We start from the raw sequence: 17818 nt of genomic DNA on the forward strand, positions 1-17818 counted from the left end.
AAAAAGATTCAGGGAGTTCATCTAATCTGTTTCTTACCCCAGTAAACGATCGACCAGACCATAAACAGTCAGCCCTAAATAGAAAAGGGTGAAAACTAAGAAACTGACTCTCCAAAACCCCTTCAACGCCCGTTTGATCTGAACATCATGATTCTTTCGATACTGGGCAATTAGGGAAAGCCCCAAAAGAATTAGGAGGAAAATCATAATAAAAGCAAAAAAATTCTGATCAAATATAACTAGCAAAAGGACATGTACAGATAAGATAAAGATAGGCGCGGTGAAATTAGCAGTCTGATGAATAGCTTTCCACTTGTGACGCTTGAATTTCCTGGCAAACATATAAAAAATCAACACTACCGGGACTGGCAAGGTGAGGATCGCAGCCAATGAGAATACCAGGAATTCCATCATCTCTCTGTTGGTCTCCCCTCATTTCGAACTTCAATTGCGTGCACGGCATCCACTACAAATTGGTGGTTCGGCAAAGCATGAGCGCTTCGTTTTACCAAATATTCATTTATGGCTTCAATTTCCGTTTTTCTCCCATCTTCTAAGTCTTTGAGCATAGAAGATTGATTTTCAGCCGTGAGTTCTGCAATCGATAATACACGCTCCCATTCCTCATCCACGCGGCGCCCTAATACCATACAGGCTTCCTGGCACAATCGCCACGCCAGGGATCTAATATAATTATTCGAGCAAACGGCTCCATTTCTAACTTGAAATATTCCTGTTAAAGGATTGATTACAGAATTAATCAGCAATTTCGAAGCAAGCATCTCCTCATAATCTTCTCTAAAATAAACCGGAAACTCTTCGGTATGCAAAGCTTTGATTATCTGTTGAAGACCAGCCTCCTGAGAAGGCAGGGCGGCCAGATTCATTCTTCCTTTTCCCGTATGCTTTACGCGTGTGTCATCTACTCTCAGTGCGCCGTGTTCAACCACCCCAAGCCAGCATATATTTCGGAGTTCTTTTATTCGCTCCAGGTGCCCCATACCATTTTGTAAAAAAAGGAAAGGAACATTTGAAGGCAAGGTCATGTTTAATAAAGGATCAATATCTTTCTGTTTAACTGCAATTATTAACAGATTATGATTCTTTACCCCCTCTTCAATAGTATGCGCCCTTACCCGAGTAGACTCCCCCAAACCATCACAATGTACGCCTTCTCTTTCTATATGATTTCTCTGCATTTCTCTTCTTACATACAGGTGAACTTCGTGGTTCCTGCCCAAATAGGCAGCGGTAAGCAGCCCTATGGAACCTCCCCCAATGACTCCTATATCCATCGGTCTCCCCTCACTTCGATCAAATATTTTTTTCTTATTGTAGCAGACTCTTATGTACAATAGCAGTCGATAATTGTCAGTCCACTAATTGTTCATTTCATTCTGAAAATTTTTATATTATAATAAAGGAAGATACAGATAAATAGAAAGGGGAATCTTCATGATGACTTCCACGAAAGTAAAACCTTTACTGGTCAATTATAAAACATTAGAAGAGTTCAAACGTTTTAAAGAATATGGCAACCAGGAGCTTGCTATGCTTGAAGATCTTGAGAGCAACATTGTAGAAAATGATAGCGAATCGCCTTTTTTTGGTGTCTATTATGGAAGCGCTTTAGTGGCTCGCATGAGTTTATACCGTGTTCGCGCTAAATACGATAAGTATTTCGTTCCACCTCAGGACTATCTCGAGCTGTGGAAACTTGAAGTCCTTCCTGACTACCGGGAAATGGGCTTTGGAAAAGACCTAGTTGAATTCGCGAAAAGCTTCGAGCTTCCTATTAAAACAAATCCCCGCATCAATTCCCACGGTTTTTGGGAAAAAATGGGCTTTCAAAAGGCGAATTATGATGTGGAGCGTGACTTAGGTGAAAATCCACTCATCTGGATGCCTACAGGTGTCGAGGAAAGAGACATAAATGCTTAATAATATATAAACACAAACAAGGCCGCTACATGACGTGTAGGGGCCTTTTCCTTATCCGGACTTTGCAACGGGATCCCGCCTGTCGGACTTATCAGTTTAATGAGAATACAATAAAATAGCTTTGTTCGTTTACATAGGAGTCTTCTGATGTTGTTTGACCCAATGAACGAGTTTATCCATTTCATTCCAAGCCGCTTCCCACTGTTTCAACTGGTGCCTGAGCTTCTGATTGTCTTCACTCAGCTGTTTTAACTCATATTCAAGCTTCTGTTTCCCCTTTTCGTCATACTGTTTTACTTTCATTTCTTTTAAGAAGGATATTGCAGCATCAATTGATAGTGGTGAATCTTCAGCTGAAGGTATACTTGTATAAATTGTTCGCTTTTCTTTGCGGTTTTGTTTCGCCTCTTGAATTTCATCGTAGTAATCTTTTCGTACGGTCGCATTCCATCTAAACCCACAAGCTGCGGGCGTTCTATTCAAATGTTCAGCGACTTCCTGAAAGGCTTCAAGCTGTGTTTTCCCTTCCCGGATGTACTTAAGAACCGTATTAGCCAGAAGTACATCTTCTTCTTCCTTCCAGGCGTCTTGTCTAGGGGCATCCATACCATCCCTCCTCTATTGTTTGTTTATAGTTATGCAGAAAGGATGGTTGATAGAATAGTATTCATAACTTTTTTCTTGTGTTCATAAACTTTTCCACCGCGAGTTTATGTTCCTCGGTTTCCCATAAGTCCGAACAAAGCCGAACCTCTTCTTCCATCCGCTCATAAATATCCTCTGGAAAGCTTTCTTTTAGAAGCTGGTTTTTGAACACACGCATCTGAGCCGCCGTTTTATTTAAAAAAGGCTGAATATCTTTTAAACCTTTTATATCTTCCAAAGAAGATATTTTATGCAGCCAGCCTAAATGAAGTGTTCTCTCTGCATCATACATTTCCGCATCCATCAGCCAGTGAGCGGCATTTCCTGAAGTTAGACGCTGGTAAAGAAGGGTACCTCCACCCCATCCAGGAGTTATCCCGAGGTTTCCCTGAACGAAGCCGAACTTAGCTTCTTTACGGCCATAGCGGAAATCACAGGCCGTAGCAATTTCACAACCTCCTCCTCTAGCCTGGCCGTTCAATAGAGCGATCACGGGTATAGGCATTGTAGCAATCTGGTGGAGCACCTCCATCATAGGACGCAGCAGATTATAAGCTTCATCTGCTGGCATATCACCGTGAAATTCGTTTAAATCGCCCCCTGTGCAAAATGCACGATCCCCTTCCCCAGTAATGACTAGAAATTTCAGCGTATGATCCGAACTTACCAGTTCCAACGCTTCCTTCAGCTCTCTAGTCATCTGTCGAGTAACCGCATTCATTTTTGCTGATCTTTGAAGCGTAAGTACTGCATAATTTTCCTGTTTAATGTCCAGCTGCACCTGTTCCATCTCCATCACCTCTATTCATTAATTTAACATAAGGTTTGATTAAATCACCCTGTTGATTTTACAGTAGACCTCCTTTTCCTGTAAGACTCAGTTTCGAGATAACTTGGGTCCGTCGCCCAAAAAGGATGAGGGCGGCTACGGAAACAACTCGCTTTCCTACGGGGGAACGGTGAGCTTCCTCGCTCGTTTCACTCCCTGCGGGATCTCACCTAGTCCCTTCTCCCGTGGGAGTCTCGTTGTTTCCTTCGCCGCCCGAACGATAGCTGATGAGCGGACCCTGCTATAGGAGAAAGGAGGCATGCTGCATCTGCCTCAAATGCTTCTATAACAGGGTTCCTACACGTGAAAACATGTGTGGATCTCGTTCATTGGAAGGCGATTATGGATAGATTTTCGAGCTCTCCATAATCGCAGTGGGGCGGAAGGGAACGGCGAAGACTCCTGTGGGATGAACATGATCGGTGAGATCCCGGAAGGCGTAGCCTGAGGAAGCTCACCACATGCCCACGGAAAGCGAGCCGTTCCCTGGAGCCCCTTCTCCACCCAATATCTCGAAACTCTTCCACAATCCGGCCCGTTAGTGGAATGATACTTTTATGACATGAGCATCAAAAACGTTTAAAAGATCTAAACATAAAAAAAAGAGCCTGACGTATGTTCAGACTCTTTCTTCTACAAGGATTTAGTTGTTAACCACTTGTTTCCCGTTGTATTGTCCACAAGATTTGCAAACATGGTGTGGCTTAGTGAACTCACCGCAATTTTCACACTTGTGCATTTTTGGTGCGTGAAGTTTTTTGTGAGTACGGCGTTGATTTTTGACTTTTTTAGACGTTCTGCGCTTTGGTACTGCCATGTTCTACACCTCCTTTTATTTACGATTAGAAAATCGAAACGATTTTCTTATTCGTCTTCTTTTTCATCTAATAATGATTGCAGTTTAGCCATTCGAGGATCCACTTTGTTTTCCTCTGGTTCCTCAGTAACTACTTGCCAGCCTTTCCCTTCCTGGGGGGCCGCATCCTGAGCCTCATTATCATTGGAAAATACTCTCGTTGGAATCTCCAACTGTACATTTTCCTTGATATAAGGCGTCAAGTCAAGCACTTCTCCCTGCACTGGATGAACTTCGGAATCATCTTCTTCCTCATGATAAGGAGAAAGATTGAAGGCTTCCAGTGCATCAATTTCAAACGGATAAGTCACATCGACTAATGTCCGGGCACAAGGTAAAACCATTTCTCCATCAATTGAAAAAGTCACCGTAATATCGTTTCCGTGTGTGACGGCTTGACCTTTGACATGGACAGGGGAAATCCTGCGAATGTCATTTTTCATTTCTTCTAATTCGCGAATATCTACCTCTTCTTCAAAAACAAACGGTTCGTCACCTGCTTGTTTAAGTTTCTGGAGAGGAAATTTCATAGTTATCACCTCATGGCAACAAGAGTTATTGTAAAAGGATTTACGTCATTTGTCAATATTTTTTCTTTACAGCAAATCCTACTCATTTCTCAATGGTTTCATTAAGATAACATATTTTGCCCTTTGTATGCGAATTTTCTTCCTCTTCATGATAAAATAAATTCAATCCATGTTAAAATCTACTTTATTTTGAGGAGGAACTTATTTGAAAGCGTGCGGGGTTATCGTGGAATACAATCCTTTTCATAATGGTCATCTTTATCACTTGGAACATTCGAAAGAAAAAGCAGAAGCTGATTGTATGATTGCCATCATGAGTGGAAATTTCCTGCAGCGCGGGGAACCTGCCATCATTGATAAATGGCACCGGGCTGAAGCAGCCCTAAAATCTGGTGCTGATCTCGTATTGGAGCTTCCCTACATATATGCTGTTGAGCACAGTGACTATTTCAGTCAGGGAGCCGTTCAGACTCTTTCTGAAATTGGGGCGGAATCTATCTGCTTCGGCAGCGAAAGTGGTGAAATACAGGCTTTTCTGAGCGCTCACGAGCATTTAGAGCGTCATGCAGGGCTGTATGATGAAACGGTAAGAAAATATTTAAATCAGGGGTACTCCTTTCCTGAAGCCTCTCGTTTTGGTTACAAGGCTGTTGACCTGCCAAAGAACAGTATTGATCTGGCTCAGCCCAACAATATTCTGGGCTACAGCTACGTAAAACAAATCCTGGCCTGCAATAGCAAGATTCGTCCGCTTACCATTAAAAGAGAAAAAAATCATTACCATGACGAAACGATTGAGGGGAATATTGCAAGTGCTACCAGTATAAGAAAAGAACTCTTAGCTGATGGTATGAACCACCTTGTTCAGGACTCTATTCCACAAGTCACCCGGGACCAGCTCCTTTTATATAAGGAAAATAAGGGGACGTGGCATGAATGGAATCAATATTTCTCTTTACTGCAGCACAAAATCTTAACTATGAAACCGAAAGATCTCCGTTCTATCCACGGAGTCGATGAAGGGCTTGAACACCGGCTCCAACGAATCATTAAAGAATCTGAGAATTTTCAGCAGTTCATGGAAAAATTAAAGACGAAACGTTATACGTGGACTAGATTGCAGCGCACGCTCGTTCATATTTTGACAGGGTCAGAAAAGCAGGATGCTCAATTGCTGCTGAACCAGCCTCCACCTTATGTACGAGTATTAGCTATGAGTGACACTGGGAAAGATTATTTGCGTTCGACTAAGAAACAGATGAGAATCCCCTTACTAACACAGCCACAGCAAATGAATCATCTTATGCTGGATATTGAGGAGAGAGCAGCAATTGCATACTACAGTGTTTTAGAAGCCTCTGTAAGGAACGCTATGATTAAAAGGGAATACGGTGCCCCTGTTCAACTTTAAAAAAGAAGCAGCCTTCTTAAGAGGCTGCTTCTTTAGTATTAGGCTGGTTCAAGGTCCTTTAGATAGGTTAGAGCCTCTTGGAACGTATCCACGGGAACTACCTTCATATCTGTCTCAATGTCCTCTGCAGTCCGTTTGGCTACTTGATAATTAGAGTTTTCACGTCCTTCTTCATTCGGAGCAAAAAAGATGTCCGCCCCATCATTAGAGGCCGCTACCACTTTCTTATCTATACCGCCGATTCTTCCTATTTGCCCTTCGTAGTTAATTTCACCAGTGCCGGCAATTTGAAATCCTTTGGTAATATCATTTTCTGTTAATTGATCATAGATTTCTAGCGAGAACATTAAACCAGCGCTTGGTCCGCCGATTTCTCCGCTCTTCACTTTAACTTCTGGATCAACCTTTACGGATCGATCCGTTACAAGCGAAATTCCTACGCCGACTTTATCTGGGTTGTCAGGAAATGGAGCAAGCTCGATGTCTTTTTGAAGCGTCTCCTCATCTCTTTTGATCGTTAATGTTACATTTGTTCCTTTTTTCATATCAGTGACATAATTAATTAAGTCACTGGACTCTTCAATTTTGTTTCCATCAACTTCCAGAATTTCATCTCCTGATTGCAGTTTTTCTTCTGCAGGGATCCCTTGAATAACACTCATTACAAAAACGCCTTCGAAATTAATTTCAATGTCTCTATCTGCCGCCTGATAAGCGACCACTTTAGCCGCTTCCTGAGACGATTCCATCATTTGAAGCTGCGCATGATAGTATTCTTCTTCTGATACACCCTCTGGACGGATTTGTTCGATCGGATAAACTTGGTTGTATGGCCTGATTTTAGCCATCAGCCACTGAATTGGTGTGGCCTGTCCGCCTCTAACGGTTACCAGATGCATATCTCCTTCACTATCATATCCATCGACGACTTCGACAATCGGATCCAAAGCGTCAGCAGAACCTGGTTTGTAAATATAAAACGGTAATCGATATGCCGCTAAAAATGCAATAATCAATGCGGTTATGATTCCAGTAATTAATACGCGCTTATTGGCTTTCATTCTTTTAGGGCTCCTTCCATGCAGCAAGCCTGGTTTGGATGTTTTTTATCTGGCCTTCAGCTGCTGCTTCCCCGGCGGCTACGATGTCTTCAATGTTCGTAAAAGCGCGGGAACTATATTTGGATACATCTGGACGAATCATAACATCAGCATCTGTTGATACTCCCATAGCATTCACTAATTCATCCTGCATGATGTCTATACTTTGAGTAATAACATCATAAATGGTATTGATATTGGGATCGGCATCAAAATGAGCACAATCTACTGCGATTACTATGTCAGCTCCCATCTGTTTAACAACAGAAACGGGAACACGGTCCATTACGCCTCCATCAATATATAAACGCTCATTGATTCGTTCCGGCACAAAAATCCCGGGAATGGCGATGCTAGCCCGGACTGCTTCACTGGCAGGACCATCTGTAAAAATCATCTTTTGCCCGGCATACAGATCTGTCGCAATAATCGCCATAGGTAGAGGGAAATCTTCTATGTTCTTTCCAAAAGTAAAAAGACGAATGTACTCTTTTATACGACGCCCCTGAATAAAGCCCATCTTCGGGACGGTGAAATCCAAATAATATTTCCGTTTAAACGTAAAAGCGAGTTTATACATATCCTCGATCTTTTGTCCAGCCGCAAAAAAAGAGCCTACTAAAGCTCCCATGCTGCTCCCTGCTATCATATCGATTGGAATTCCGTAACTTTTGAGAACCTTGAGAACGCCCAGATGAGAAAAACCACGTGCTCCTCCCGAACCTAGCGCCAAACCAATCTTCGGACGTCCCACCTGCTATTCCCCCTTCAAGACTTTGCTATATTTTATGGAATAAATCGTTATCTTATGAGCGTACATATGGAATATAGACTAGCTTTCCTGTTACATGTCCAAATATATCCTCATTCTACTATGGATGATATTAGAAGTACAGGAAACCGTGCGCGTTGAGGAGGCGTTGCTAATTTCCAAAATAAAGACTATGTGGCTGACCTGCTTAACACTTGGTTTTGCCGTATCATTAATTATATACCCTAAAGCTGCCTTGACCGCCAGTTTAAGGGGGCTGGATCTTTGGTGGGAGGTAGTCTTTCCATCTCTTCTACCATTCTTTATTACGGCCGAATTGCTTATTGGATTTGGTGTGGTTCATGGTCTGGGAGCCCTGAGCGAACGGTTTATGCGCCCTTTGTTCAATGTACCTGGATCCGGTGGATTTGTGTGGGTCATGGGGATGGCAAGTGGTTACCCTAGCGGAGCCAAATGGACAGCTGATCTTAGAAAGAAAGGCCAAATCTCTCAAATTGAAGCAGAACGCCTCATCTCTTTTACCAATGCATCCAGTCCGCTCTTTCTTTTTGGAGCTGTAGCTGTAGGTTTTTTTCATAATGCTTCTCTCGGAGTAATTCTTGCTATCGCTCATTATGGAGGCAACTTCATCGTAGGTATTGCTATGCGTTTCTACAAAAGAAAAGAAGAATCTCCCATTCGTGACCAAACCTATCCAACCTTCAGAGAAGCTTTCATGACCATGCATCAGTCTCGTTTAGATGATGGTAGATCGATAGGAAAATTAATGGGTGATGCCGTGTCCCGATCCGTTGACACCCTTCTGATGGTCGGCGGGTTTATTATGTTATTTTCCGTGCTGACAGAGCTGCTGAAACGAACAGGTATCCTGCCTGCCCTATCCCCTCTTTTCCATATGATCGGCCTTCCTGAAAGCTTTCCTATACCACTTATGGCGGGGATGCTGGAGATGACTACTGGAATCGGGGCGGTGACTCAAACGCATGAATCTTTATTAGCCCAGCTCATGCTTGTAAGTTTCATCCTGGGCTTTCACGGCTTCTCTATCCAGGCTCAGATTGCAAGCATTATAGCAGAAACTGATATCCGCTTTAAGCCCTATGCCCTTTCCAGACTAACTCACGGAGCAATCGCGACCCTGATGATTGCTTTTCTATACATTTATGTTTATTCCCCATCGGAGAAAGCCGACAGTCTTCCGATATGGAACCCGACTGAACAGCTGACAATCCCGCTTTTGGAATTTTTTCACCATTACGGACCGCCGATCACTATCGTCATGATTATGTTTACCATGTTTGTGAAATGGCAGTCCGATCGTAACAAACCAAATGAAGATGAAAATGACCACTACGAACATATTTCGTAGTGGTCATTCGTTATTCAAACTTATTAAATAATGCTTTTTCTACAGGAGGAGGTACTAAATCTGATATGCTCGCTCTGTATTTGGCTACCTCTTTTACGATGCTGGAACTTAAGAAAGAATACTGATTATTTGTCATCATAAAGAATGTCTCGATATCAGCGTTTAATTTGCGGTTCATCGATGTAATCTGCATCTCATATTCGAAATCACTGACGGCACGCAATCCACGGATGATCGCCTGAGCATTCTTTTCTTCTGCATAATCCATTAACAAACCACTGCAGGAATCAACAGATACGTTGTCCAGATTTTTTGTTACTTCCCTAAGGAGCCCGCAGCGTTCCTCCACGTCAAACAGAGGCGCTTTACTCTGATTATTAAACACAGCCACAATAACGTGGTCGAACACTTTTGCACCTCGCTGAATAATATCTAAATGACCGTATGTAACCGGGTCAAAGCTGCCTGGACATATAGCTAATGTAGGCATTGTAATCCCTCCTCACTTGAATATTGTCACACCTATATTACTTCCATATACATCTGAATCCATCTGATTCAGTCGACCTACCGATGCAGGGATTTCTTCAGACGCATCGTGTTCACAAACAATAACTCCCTGCTCCGCCAACAATTCATAATCTAAAAGCGCTTCCATTAATTCTTTGTAGGAGAACTTTTTATAAGGAGGGTCAAGAAATATGTAATCGAACGATAACCCTCGTTTGCCAGCTGCTTTCATGGCACGTTTGGCATCTGTTTTGAACACTTCTGTACGGTCTGTTAAATCCAATGTACGGATATTTTCATATATGGTTTGGATTGCTTTTTGCTGCTGATCTACAAATATACAGGACGACACACCTCTGCTCAACGCTTCAATGCCGAGGCCACCGCTTCCTGCAAAAAGATCTAAAGCTTTACCTCCATCAAAATAAGGACCAATCTTGTGGAAAACCGCTTCCTTTACTTTATCCGTGGTTGGTCGAGTTTGATGAGTCGGGACAGATTTTAACTGACGCCCTTTAAAGTCACCCGCAATTACTCGCATCGTTTGTACACCTCTTTTGTCATCATTCTCCATAATCCTACCACAAAATGAAGGCTGCAGGAAATTGAAGGTTTTAATAAAGAATTCCATTTCCCGTGAATAAAAGGAAAAGTGAAAGTCCATACTAGAATTGAAGCAGATTACTGCTTCTGAAAACGGAGAAGGCTTACATCCCCATAAGTACTTCCTCCGGTTTCTCCTCTCCCTTTACTTTCTTGAATCTCAGGGTTCGAGGAAGAAGGGCTGTCTATGATGGACAGCCCTATTTTTTTTGGCATTAAAGTCTCAGCCTGCTTATTACGCTTTCAAAAACTCTCCACCTTCACATAAAAGTTCCTTTGATTAAATGAAAACAATCCATAATTGGAGTGTTCACAAGCCTGCTGATTTTTGCTAGTGTAGTCTTGAATGCGTTTAGGAAAGGAAGTAGACCGATATGATCCAGAAATTCATCGAACTAGGCGAAGGTTATGCAGATATTTATGAACTAATTGAACTGGGTTCACTAATGCCAGACAGAATTCAGCATGCGATCGCTTTCTACAGCGAAGTAAATGGCAAACCTCTTGCGTCATTATCCCTGGTCATGAAGCCGGCCCGCGGAGATAAGTTTCAGCCGATATATATCTGCCGAGAAGGAATACCAAACCCTCATGAGCAGCCGAATAAACGATTTGATTTGTTTAAAGAGATGGTTGAAAGTGCTGGAAAAGAGGTAGCTGAATTTACAATCAAACCGTCAAACTTGTTTCCGGAAACTGAATTGTTTTACCAGCATTTAATCGGTATTTTACGAATGAACAAATTTATAGCTCCGCTCTCATAATAGAAGAGGCCTCCCTGACGGAGACCTCTTTTTTATATGCCCATTTTATAGTCATATTGCTTAGCTTTATCAGGTTTTGCATTTTCATAATCCGTCTCAATTTCAGGTTTATGTGAAGGAATAACACGGGAAACAAATGGTAACCGCTCTAATTTTTCCATTTTGAATTCTAGATCTTCTTCATTCACGTATAGAACCGCATATTTTAACTTTTTAGAGGCATGAATGAGATGACCATGTTTTTTTATCTGTCTGACATTTTTCATATGTTGAAAATATACAATAATACCTTGTCGTTTCGTTTTAATCATGACGACACCCTGCTTTACGTAGTATTTACCGTCAGTGTACCAAAAGATAAAGTGAACGGCAATTATTCTCTGATTATTCTTTCTAAAAGGAGTCCTTTTTATGAAGACGGACCACGAATGGGCATTTGAGCTTTTTTCACAAGATTTGCAGCAGTCTTCTGTTTTGAAGAGTGTGCAGTTTAAACAAATAACCGGGCTGCCTTTTGTGTATCTCTGGCCGGATTGTACAGCTGACCAATCTGTAGTGGAAGATCAGCTTAAGAGATCCGCTGCGAAAGCAATGAAAGGAAAACGCCTGACCCTTGCGATGAGTTATGTACGCAAAAGTCAGGCGTTCTATGTGTACCGTGTGCGTTTTCTAGTGCCTCAACGGAAGATGTTCTGCTGCGGCAACTTCTGTGATGACTGCATCCGATTTACTTAAGTTTAGGAGCACCCACAGCTTCCGCCGCTTCCGCATCCGCCACTGCAGCCGGAATCGGTAAGAGCCATTCCATTTTTAGGAACTTTTATTTGTTCACTTACACTAAAAGCCACGTTTTCGCTGATTTCATCCAACAGCTTTTGCACTTCCCGCTCCGCTTTTTTGAAATGAGCCACAGTTTCGTGCATGTCCATTTCTCTCTTCACCGAACGGACCTTCTTCATAATATCATTATAATCTGGATGATAGCGCCCGAAACGCTGTACATCCTCATAGTGTTCTTTTATATCAGCAAATCTCTTGATGAGCGCCTGGGCTTCACGATCATTCTCAAGAGCATACTTCGCTTCATTATAATGATGCATTGTATCTGAATTCATGACCATATGGCCAATCGTTTCTGAACTATCAAGCAGATCGACAATTTCCATTGTAGCTAGCATTTTAGATGTCCACCTCCACTTCCATCTTATCAAATAGGACAGCAGATTGAAATGAGTTTCATCATTCCCTGCTGTCCTATTTATTTTAATGGGTTTTTCTCGTAGTTCCAAGAAGCCTTATTATTAAGGGTCTGTTAAAGTTTTATTGTTTTTTTCTTAAGAGGCATATTACACAATAGGGCCGAATTGTTGAAGACACGATTTCGAGATGTGATTATGCTGAAGGTCCTCCGGGGGACGATTTCGCTTTCCGGCCCTGCACGACGCAGGGTCGTTCGACGTTGCCACAGGAGTCTTCATCTTCCCCCTCCGGACCTTGCCAAATCAGAAGCTCGAAACCATTAAAACATCAACTGCGTGATGAGGAATTAGATCATGTGGTTAATACCCTTATTTTAATAATAAGGGTATTCTAACTCTCTACGGTCTTTGTTGGAATCTTTCTTAGCTTTTGATAAAAATTGCTGAAATTGTCCTAATGCCACATTCAGTTCATCCATATGACGAGATACCTCTTCCCAGTCCAGGTCTTCCATTAATGCTCCTAACTGCTTAAACCAATCCTTCTTATTTGATGAAGTACTATTCTTCACCGCAGGCAGGGATTCCCAGAACGGATCCTCCGCCCCCAAAATCATCCACTTTTCATAATAGCTTTGAATCAGTTTATGATTTTTCCGGATTTGTTCCTTTACATGAGGATGATCATCCACAAATTCTTTAAAACGCTGGACATTCGGGTGCAATTCATTTGTACTCATAAGTTCACACCTCACTGTTAGATCTACTCTATAGCCTATGCACCTAAAAGAAGGACGTTCTTACCCACTGAAGGAAAATTACAAAAAGCAGCAATTTCTAGGTTAATATTTCAAACCCATTTATTTTAAACCTTCCATCGTCTCTCGTGAATGTGAACCGATATGTTTCTTGTAAAATATCTGTTCCAAAGGAGCGTTTGATTTCCATAGTTAAGTGATATCTATAGTAGTCCCGAGTGACTTCAACCGTATGTATGTCGACTAATTCTCCTTTTGGATATTGTTCAGATTGTAAAGTGGCAAAGGCCATCATTTACGTCATCATTGCTTGAATCTTTTGTTCGCGTTCCTTATCCGACTGCATTTCTTCGTTAAGCAGAAAATAAGATGCTGCCTGCTTCACACCCATTTTTTCTAAGTGATCAGAGGAATAATAATAAGGAGAATAAAGCTGGTAACTGAAAAATAAGAGGACGGCACCAGATAGAAGAGTCTTTACAATAAAAGAGTACCTAAAAGAATGCAGCCATTTACTCAATTGGACTGTAATCCAAAGACCAGCCGTCACCACACTAATAGAAGCAAATAAAAGGAGTGCCTGATTGACGTCTGAAAATGTAAAATTATTAACGTTCATCACGAATATGTAAAATAAAAACAACGAGATCAACGCAATAAACATATCATCTGCAAACTTGCGCATAGAATTTAAACCATCCCCCTTTCCTAAAGCTATTCCTGAGTTTCCATCAATCGTTCTTTGATGAGCTAAGCTTATCATAGGTTTTAGTCTGCTTCATACACAAATTCCCTCGTAACTTCATTTGAAAAGTTCATAACCTGAAAAGCAGCTTTCGCTTGCTTTTACAAATAAAAGACCTGCTGAGAACAGCAGGTCTTCGTATTGAATCAATTAATGAAGTTCAGGGCGTTCAGAAATGTCTTGAAGAGCTACGCCAGCCGCATGGTCTGACATATCTTCTACAGATAAATCACCAAGAGAGATAATCCCTGATAATTTTCCATTTTCCACGACGGGAAGTCTGCGGATTTGATGCTCGGCCATAATTTTACTCGCTTCTTCAAGCGAAGTCTCTGGACTACAGTTGTATAAGCGATCGCTCATAACCTGTTGGATTGGAGTAGTTTCCGGTTTCTTATCGGCATAACCACGAATAACTAAGTCACGGTCGGTTACCATACCCATCAACTGCCCCTGATTATCACATACAGGAACAGCCCCTACATTTTTTTGCTTCATAATTTGAGCAGCTGAACTAAGCGTATCATCCGTACGGCATACAGAAACATCACTAGTCATAATGTCTTTCACTGTTTTCATAGGAAATCCTCCTTAAAGTAATTCAATATCAGTGCTTAGTGTTCCCATTTGAACGAAATTATTACATGCAACCATCATCCTTTTGTAGTATAATTAAATAGATAACGTCTATAATGCTGAATGAAGGCGGATAAGTAATCACAGAAATTGCAAGTTCAGCTTTTTCGTACTAAAATTAATGAAATACATACTATTTGCGAGGTGGAAGAGATGAAACTAGAAAGCACAGGTTTAGATGGACTGGTTGTAGATTTCAGACCCTTAACGGAACTAATGGAAAGTAACGGTTTCATTCTAGGTGGATCCTGGGATTACGAACGTGTGACTTACGACTATAAATTGGATGCCCCAGAGAAAAACGTGACTTATTACGTACGCGTACAGGGTTTCGCTATTGAAGGAGATGTCGACCGCGGCGATGCGGTTATCCGATTGATGGACCCTCTACTTGGACGTCATTACTACCCACACGGTGTGGAATACGGTGAACAGGAAGGTTTTTCTGAAGGTATTATTGAAAAAGCAAGAAATTTAATTAAGAAAATTCAGGAACCTGCGAATAAGTACCACAATCAGGTACCTGAGCATGTTGTTCTTGAAAAACTAACCAAATGGGCGGAAGAAAACCAGAATCAGGAAGTTCTTGAAAAAGTTAAAGAGCTTTCCAACAACCCGGAACAACGTAAATAAACGACTTTCTATGATTGTCGCCCATCCGATGTTCGGAATGTTCCAATGGAGTCGCACATCATTACTTAAATGATGAGCGGCTTTTTTTAAAAATGCCTTCCATATTTGTCGAGTTGGTTTAGGGAAAGGAGATCCATACATAAATTGTTCCGATATCTAACTAAAAAACAATGGGTCCTCATAGGGCTTTTCATAATACTTATCATTGCGGGATATTATATACTGCCAGTCTCTATCCCGTTAATTTTAGCTCTAGTCACCGCTTTATTCCTTAACCCATCCATTCGATGGATGCAATTCAGGTTCCGAATGAACCGTAAAATGGCTGTTACAATTGTTTTTTTGCTATTTCTAATCTTTCTAGGTTTACTGGGGACATTTGCGGTTACCAGGGCCGTTGCTCAAATTGTTCAGCTTGCCGATCATGCGCCGGAATATATTAATCAAATGAATCAGGTACTTCTCAACTGGCAGAACAATATGGACAGTTTCACTCGCAATATGCCACGGGAGTTCGTTGATAAAGTAGCGAATGAGTTGACGAATGCTTTTGATCGAACTACTACGGCTATTTCCCAGCAGCTGCAACTATCCAATATAGCGTCTGTAGCTGCCAAAATTCCTGAATACTTAGTCAGTTTTCTTGTATATTTAATAGCTTTATTCTTATTTATGCTGGAACTGCCCCGCCTCAGGGATAAAATGCATGCTGGTTTTACGGAAGCTACTTCTGAGAAAGTTAAGTTTATGAATGCACGTTTAGCGTATGTAGTTTTTGGTTTCTTAAAAGCCCAGTTTTTAGTGAGTATTATCATATTTATTGTGACTTTGGCGGGATTGTTATGGATAGCTCCTGAAGTGGCTCTTATCATGTCACTCATTATTTGGATGATTGATTTCATTCCTATTATCGGTTCTATCGTTATTCTTGGACCCTGGTCGGTGTATATGCTAATTATTGGGGATATTTCTATGGGAGGCAAGCTCGGAATATTGGCGATTACCTTATTAGCGATTCGCAGAACGGTCGAGCCGAAGGTCATGGGGCGCCATATTGGACTTTCTCCCCTCGCTACTTTAATTGCCATGTACCTTGGCCTCCAGCTTATAGGGCTGGTTGGTTTTATCTTAGGTCCACTGGTGGTCATTGCCTTTAATTCCGCCAAAGAAGCCGGAATTATTAAATGGAACTTTAAATTATAAAAACAAAAGCCTGAAGCTAAAATAGCTTCAGGCTTTTTATAGGCCTTCTTTATAGCAGTCAGGCTTTGGGTTATCCACCTTTTTTTCTTTTTTAAATAGTAGAATATCCCCGGATTTTCCAGTATGAGAAAACCCATTATTGATCAGCACTTTCTGAGAAGCAATGTTTCCTTGATCACATTCTGCTTCCACGCCCTTTACTTCAGGATGACTAAAAGCCCATGTACATAAATGCTTGACAGCTTCAGAAGCAAAACCTGCATTTCTTTCTGAATTAACGATGTGATATCCAATTTCAATTATCCCATTATTATTGGGTCTTCCTTTAAATCCAATATCACCTACGACACGTTTTCCTGATGCATCCATTATGACCCAGGGTCCAAAACCAAGTTCTTCTTCATCCTGTTCAAGTTTTTCTGCGTAAATAGGCATAATAGCCTTCAAACCATAATGAGGCCAATTTTTATTCCAGGGCATTTGATACTTATAATAAAAAGCCAGAGGATTTTTCATTAGCGTTTGAGCCAACTCCAATGAAACAGGCATCAACCTCAGGCGTTCTGTATATATATACATTCAGTTCCATTCCTTTCCTATGTATGCTCACGTAATTATAGTCTTCTATATACCTGTTCTTCCACTCCCTTAAACAACCTAAACGTTCAATAAAAGCCCGTTAAAAGGATATATTCTTTAAAGCTTTATAAAAGCAGCTTAATCCGTAGTAAACTTTAATAAACTAAAAAAGCAGCGCAACGCTTGAGCACGTTCGCTGCTTTTTTTATGGTTACGTCCCTAATATAGCTTTTATCATGCTGGTTGTCGTCCCACCGTCATAAATAATGTATAGAAGTAAGTACACCGCTACACCTGTAATAGCAGTGGAAAACCAGATGATACTGGTTACCGGTCCCACTTTACGGTGCTTAGGAATTTTGCGTTTAAACGCAAGCGTTAAAGTAATAATTCCGAAAACCGCGCCTACTGTGGCCAATATGATATGAAAGATCAGAAAAACCGTGTAATAAATTTTGATTTCATCTGGACCACCGAAACTAGTATTTCCGACAAAAATGGTCCGGCTCACATAAATAATAAAAAATGTTAGCGCGCTGATGGCTCCGGCAACCATCACTTTTTTATGAGCGGCTCTTTTATTCTTCGCGATGAGTATCCATCCAATGGCTACGAGTACAGCACTTAACACAATAAAAAAAGTACTGAGGGTCGGTAATAATGGCATCTTTCCACCTCTTTTCGGACAACTGAAAACAATAGGTCAGGGAAAGTCTATTCACTGTTATAGACTTT

24 protein-coding genes are annotated in these 17818 nt (G+C 41.3%); 7 read left to right on the plus strand and 17 right to left on the minus strand.

The window, feature by feature from the left end; translation table 11 throughout:
• Positions 1-33 precede the first annotated feature (33 nt).
• Both BMZ06_RS09960 and BMZ06_RS09965 read right to left on the minus strand, forming a co-directional pair.
• On the minus strand, positions 34-414 hold the full coding sequence (locus BMZ06_RS09960; protein ID WP_089751896.1) for a DUF3397 domain-containing protein: 381 nt from the start codon (positions 412-414) through the stop codon (positions 34-36).
• Positions 411-1295 (minus strand): 2-dehydropantoate 2-reductase, encoded by an 885-nt coding sequence (locus tag BMZ06_RS09965; RefSeq protein ID WP_089751897.1) that lies wholly within the window; start codon positions 1293-1295, stop codon positions 411-413. The genes BMZ06_RS09960 and BMZ06_RS09965 overlap by 4 nt, the downstream gene beginning before the upstream one ends.
• Positions 1296-1458: 163 nt before the next feature.
• Here BMZ06_RS09965 and BMZ06_RS09970 point away from each other — a divergent pair, with 163 nt between their 5' ends.
• Positions 1459-1941 carry an N-acetyltransferase gene (locus BMZ06_RS09970; protein WP_175477857.1) on the plus strand — a complete coding sequence of 161 codons (483 nt, stop codon included), beginning with the start codon at positions 1459-1461 and terminating at the stop codon, positions 1939-1941.
• Between the two features lie 129 nt (positions 1942-2070).
• On the opposite strand, the gene BMZ06_RS09975 is transcribed toward BMZ06_RS09970, so the two are convergent.
• The 4 genes from BMZ06_RS09975 to BMZ06_RS09990 form a co-directional block, all read right to left on the minus strand.
• On the minus strand, positions 2071-2547 hold the full coding sequence (locus BMZ06_RS09975; protein ID WP_089751899.1) for an RsfA family transcriptional regulator: 477 nt from the start codon (positions 2545-2547) through the stop codon (positions 2071-2073).
• 61 nt (positions 2548-2608) lie between these two features.
• Positions 2609-3376: an enoyl-CoA hydratase/isomerase family protein gene (locus BMZ06_RS09980; RefSeq protein ID WP_089751900.1), complete on the minus strand. Its 768-nt coding sequence runs from the start codon at positions 3374-3376 to the stop codon at positions 2609-2611.
• A 682-nt stretch (positions 3377-4058) separates the two neighbouring features.
• Positions 4059-4232, minus strand: a complete 174-nt coding sequence (gene rpmF, locus BMZ06_RS09985; protein WP_014643101.1) for a 50S ribosomal protein L32 — start codon at positions 4230-4232, stop codon at positions 4059-4061.
• A gap of 47 nt (positions 4233-4279) precedes the next feature.
• A complete protein-coding gene (locus tag BMZ06_RS09990) occupies positions 4280-4801 on the minus strand; it encodes a YceD family protein (protein ID WP_089751901.1) in 522 nt (173 codons plus the stop codon).
• A 205-nt stretch (positions 4802-5006) separates the two neighbouring features.
• Between BMZ06_RS09990 and BMZ06_RS09995 the strand changes: the two genes are divergently transcribed.
• A complete protein-coding gene (locus tag BMZ06_RS09995; RefSeq protein WP_089751902.1) occupies positions 5007-6212 on the plus strand; it encodes a nucleotidyltransferase in 1206 nt (401 codons plus the stop codon).
• A gap of 38 nt (positions 6213-6250) precedes the next feature.
• Here the strand turns inward: BMZ06_RS09995 and BMZ06_RS10000 are convergent, their stop codons facing one another.
• Both BMZ06_RS10000 and BMZ06_RS10005 read right to left on the minus strand, forming a co-directional pair.
• Positions 6251-7273, minus strand: a complete 1023-nt coding sequence (locus BMZ06_RS10000) for a SepM family pheromone-processing serine protease (RefSeq protein WP_089751903.1) — start codon at positions 7271-7273, stop codon at positions 6251-6253.
• Between the two features lie 4 nt (positions 7274-7277).
• On the minus strand, positions 7278-8066 hold the full coding sequence (locus BMZ06_RS10005) for a patatin-like phospholipase family protein (protein ID WP_089751904.1): 789 nt from the start codon (positions 8064-8066) through the stop codon (positions 7278-7280).
• Between the two features lie 166 nt (positions 8067-8232).
• Here BMZ06_RS10005 and ylbJ point away from each other — a divergent pair, with 166 nt between their 5' ends.
• The gene (gene ylbJ, locus BMZ06_RS10010) at positions 8233-9453 is read left to right on the plus strand and encodes a sporulation integral membrane protein YlbJ (RefSeq protein ID WP_245755994.1); all 1221 of its coding nucleotides are present in this window, start codon (positions 8233-8235) and stop codon (positions 9451-9453) included.
• Positions 9454-9463: 10 nt separating this feature from the next.
• Here ylbJ and coaD read toward each other — a convergent pair whose 3' ends face one another.
• Positions 9464-9943 carry a pantetheine-phosphate adenylyltransferase gene (gene coaD / locus BMZ06_RS10015; protein WP_089751906.1) on the minus strand — a complete coding sequence of 160 codons (480 nt, stop codon included), beginning with the start codon at positions 9941-9943 and terminating at the stop codon, positions 9464-9466.
• A 12-nt stretch (positions 9944-9955) separates the two neighbouring features.
• Positions 9956-10537 (minus strand): 16S rRNA (guanine(966)-N(2))-methyltransferase RsmD, encoded by a 582-nt coding sequence (gene rsmD, locus BMZ06_RS10020; RefSeq protein WP_281244459.1) that lies wholly within the window; start codon positions 10535-10537, stop codon positions 9956-9958.
• Between the two features lie 403 nt (positions 10538-10940).
• Between rsmD and BMZ06_RS10025 the strand changes: the two genes are divergently transcribed.
• Positions 10941-11330, plus strand: a complete 390-nt coding sequence (locus tag BMZ06_RS10025; protein WP_089751908.1) for a DUF7147 family protein — start codon at positions 10941-10943, stop codon at positions 11328-11330.
• Between the two features lie 32 nt (positions 11331-11362).
• On the opposite strand, the gene BMZ06_RS10030 is transcribed toward BMZ06_RS10025, so the two are convergent.
• Complete coding sequence (locus BMZ06_RS10030; protein WP_175477856.1) at positions 11363-11641, minus strand: YlbG family protein; 279 nt, start codon at positions 11639-11641, stop codon at positions 11363-11365.
• 100 nt (positions 11642-11741) lie between these two features.
• Here BMZ06_RS10030 and BMZ06_RS10035 point away from each other — a divergent pair, with 100 nt between their 5' ends.
• Entirely contained in the window at positions 11742-12065 is a 324-nt protein-coding gene (locus BMZ06_RS10035; protein ID WP_089751909.1) for a hypothetical protein, read from the plus strand.
• Positions 12066-12067: 2 nt separating this feature from the next.
• Here the strand turns inward: BMZ06_RS10035 and BMZ06_RS10040 are convergent, their stop codons facing one another.
• From BMZ06_RS10040 to BMZ06_RS10060, 4 genes are all read right to left on the minus strand, one after another.
• Complete coding sequence (locus tag BMZ06_RS10040) at positions 12068-12508, minus strand: YlbF/YmcA family competence regulator (protein ID WP_089751910.1); 441 nt, start codon at positions 12506-12508, stop codon at positions 12068-12070.
• Between the two features lie 395 nt (positions 12509-12903).
• Positions 12904-13269 carry a spore coat protein YlbD gene (gene ylbD / locus BMZ06_RS10045; protein ID WP_089751911.1) on the minus strand — a complete coding sequence of 122 codons (366 nt, stop codon included), beginning with the start codon at positions 13267-13269 and terminating at the stop codon, positions 12904-12906.
• Positions 13270-13582: 313 nt separating this feature from the next.
• The gene (locus BMZ06_RS10055; RefSeq protein WP_089751913.1) at positions 13583-14050 is read right to left on the minus strand and encodes a hypothetical protein; all 468 of its coding nucleotides are present in this window, start codon (positions 14048-14050) and stop codon (positions 13583-13585) included.
• A 132-nt stretch (positions 14051-14182) separates the two neighbouring features.
• A complete protein-coding gene (locus BMZ06_RS10060; RefSeq protein WP_089751914.1) occupies positions 14183-14611 on the minus strand; it encodes a CBS domain-containing protein in 429 nt (142 codons plus the stop codon).
• 210 nt (positions 14612-14821) lie between these two features.
• On the opposite strand from BMZ06_RS10060, the gene BMZ06_RS10065 reads away from it, so the two are divergent.
• Both BMZ06_RS10065 and ytvI read left to right on the plus strand, forming a co-directional pair.
• A complete protein-coding gene (locus BMZ06_RS10065; RefSeq protein ID WP_089751915.1) occupies positions 14822-15301 on the plus strand; it encodes a YugN family protein in 480 nt (159 codons plus the stop codon).
• Positions 15302-15445: 144 nt separating this feature from the next.
• Positions 15446-16504, plus strand: coding sequence for a sporulation integral membrane protein YtvI (ytvI, locus tag BMZ06_RS10070; protein ID WP_089751916.1), 1059 nt, complete (start codon positions 15446-15448; stop codon positions 16502-16504).
• A 36-nt stretch (positions 16505-16540) separates the two neighbouring features.
• Here the strand turns inward: ytvI and BMZ06_RS10075 are convergent, their stop codons facing one another.
• Together BMZ06_RS10075 and BMZ06_RS10080 are read right to left on the minus strand one after the other, a co-directional pair.
• A complete protein-coding gene (locus BMZ06_RS10075) occupies positions 16541-17083 on the minus strand; it encodes a GNAT family N-acetyltransferase (RefSeq protein WP_089751917.1) in 543 nt (180 codons plus the stop codon).
• Between the two features lie 211 nt (positions 17084-17294).
• Entirely contained in the window at positions 17295-17750 is a 456-nt protein-coding gene (locus BMZ06_RS10080) for a DUF420 domain-containing protein (protein ID WP_089751918.1), read from the minus strand.
• Between the last annotated feature and the right edge of the window lie 68 nt (positions 17751-17818).

Source organism: Halobacillus alkaliphilus (assembly GCF_900113125.1).
Taxonomy (GTDB): domain Bacteria; phylum Bacillota; class Bacilli; order Bacillales; family Halobacillaceae; genus Halobacillus; species Halobacillus alkaliphilus.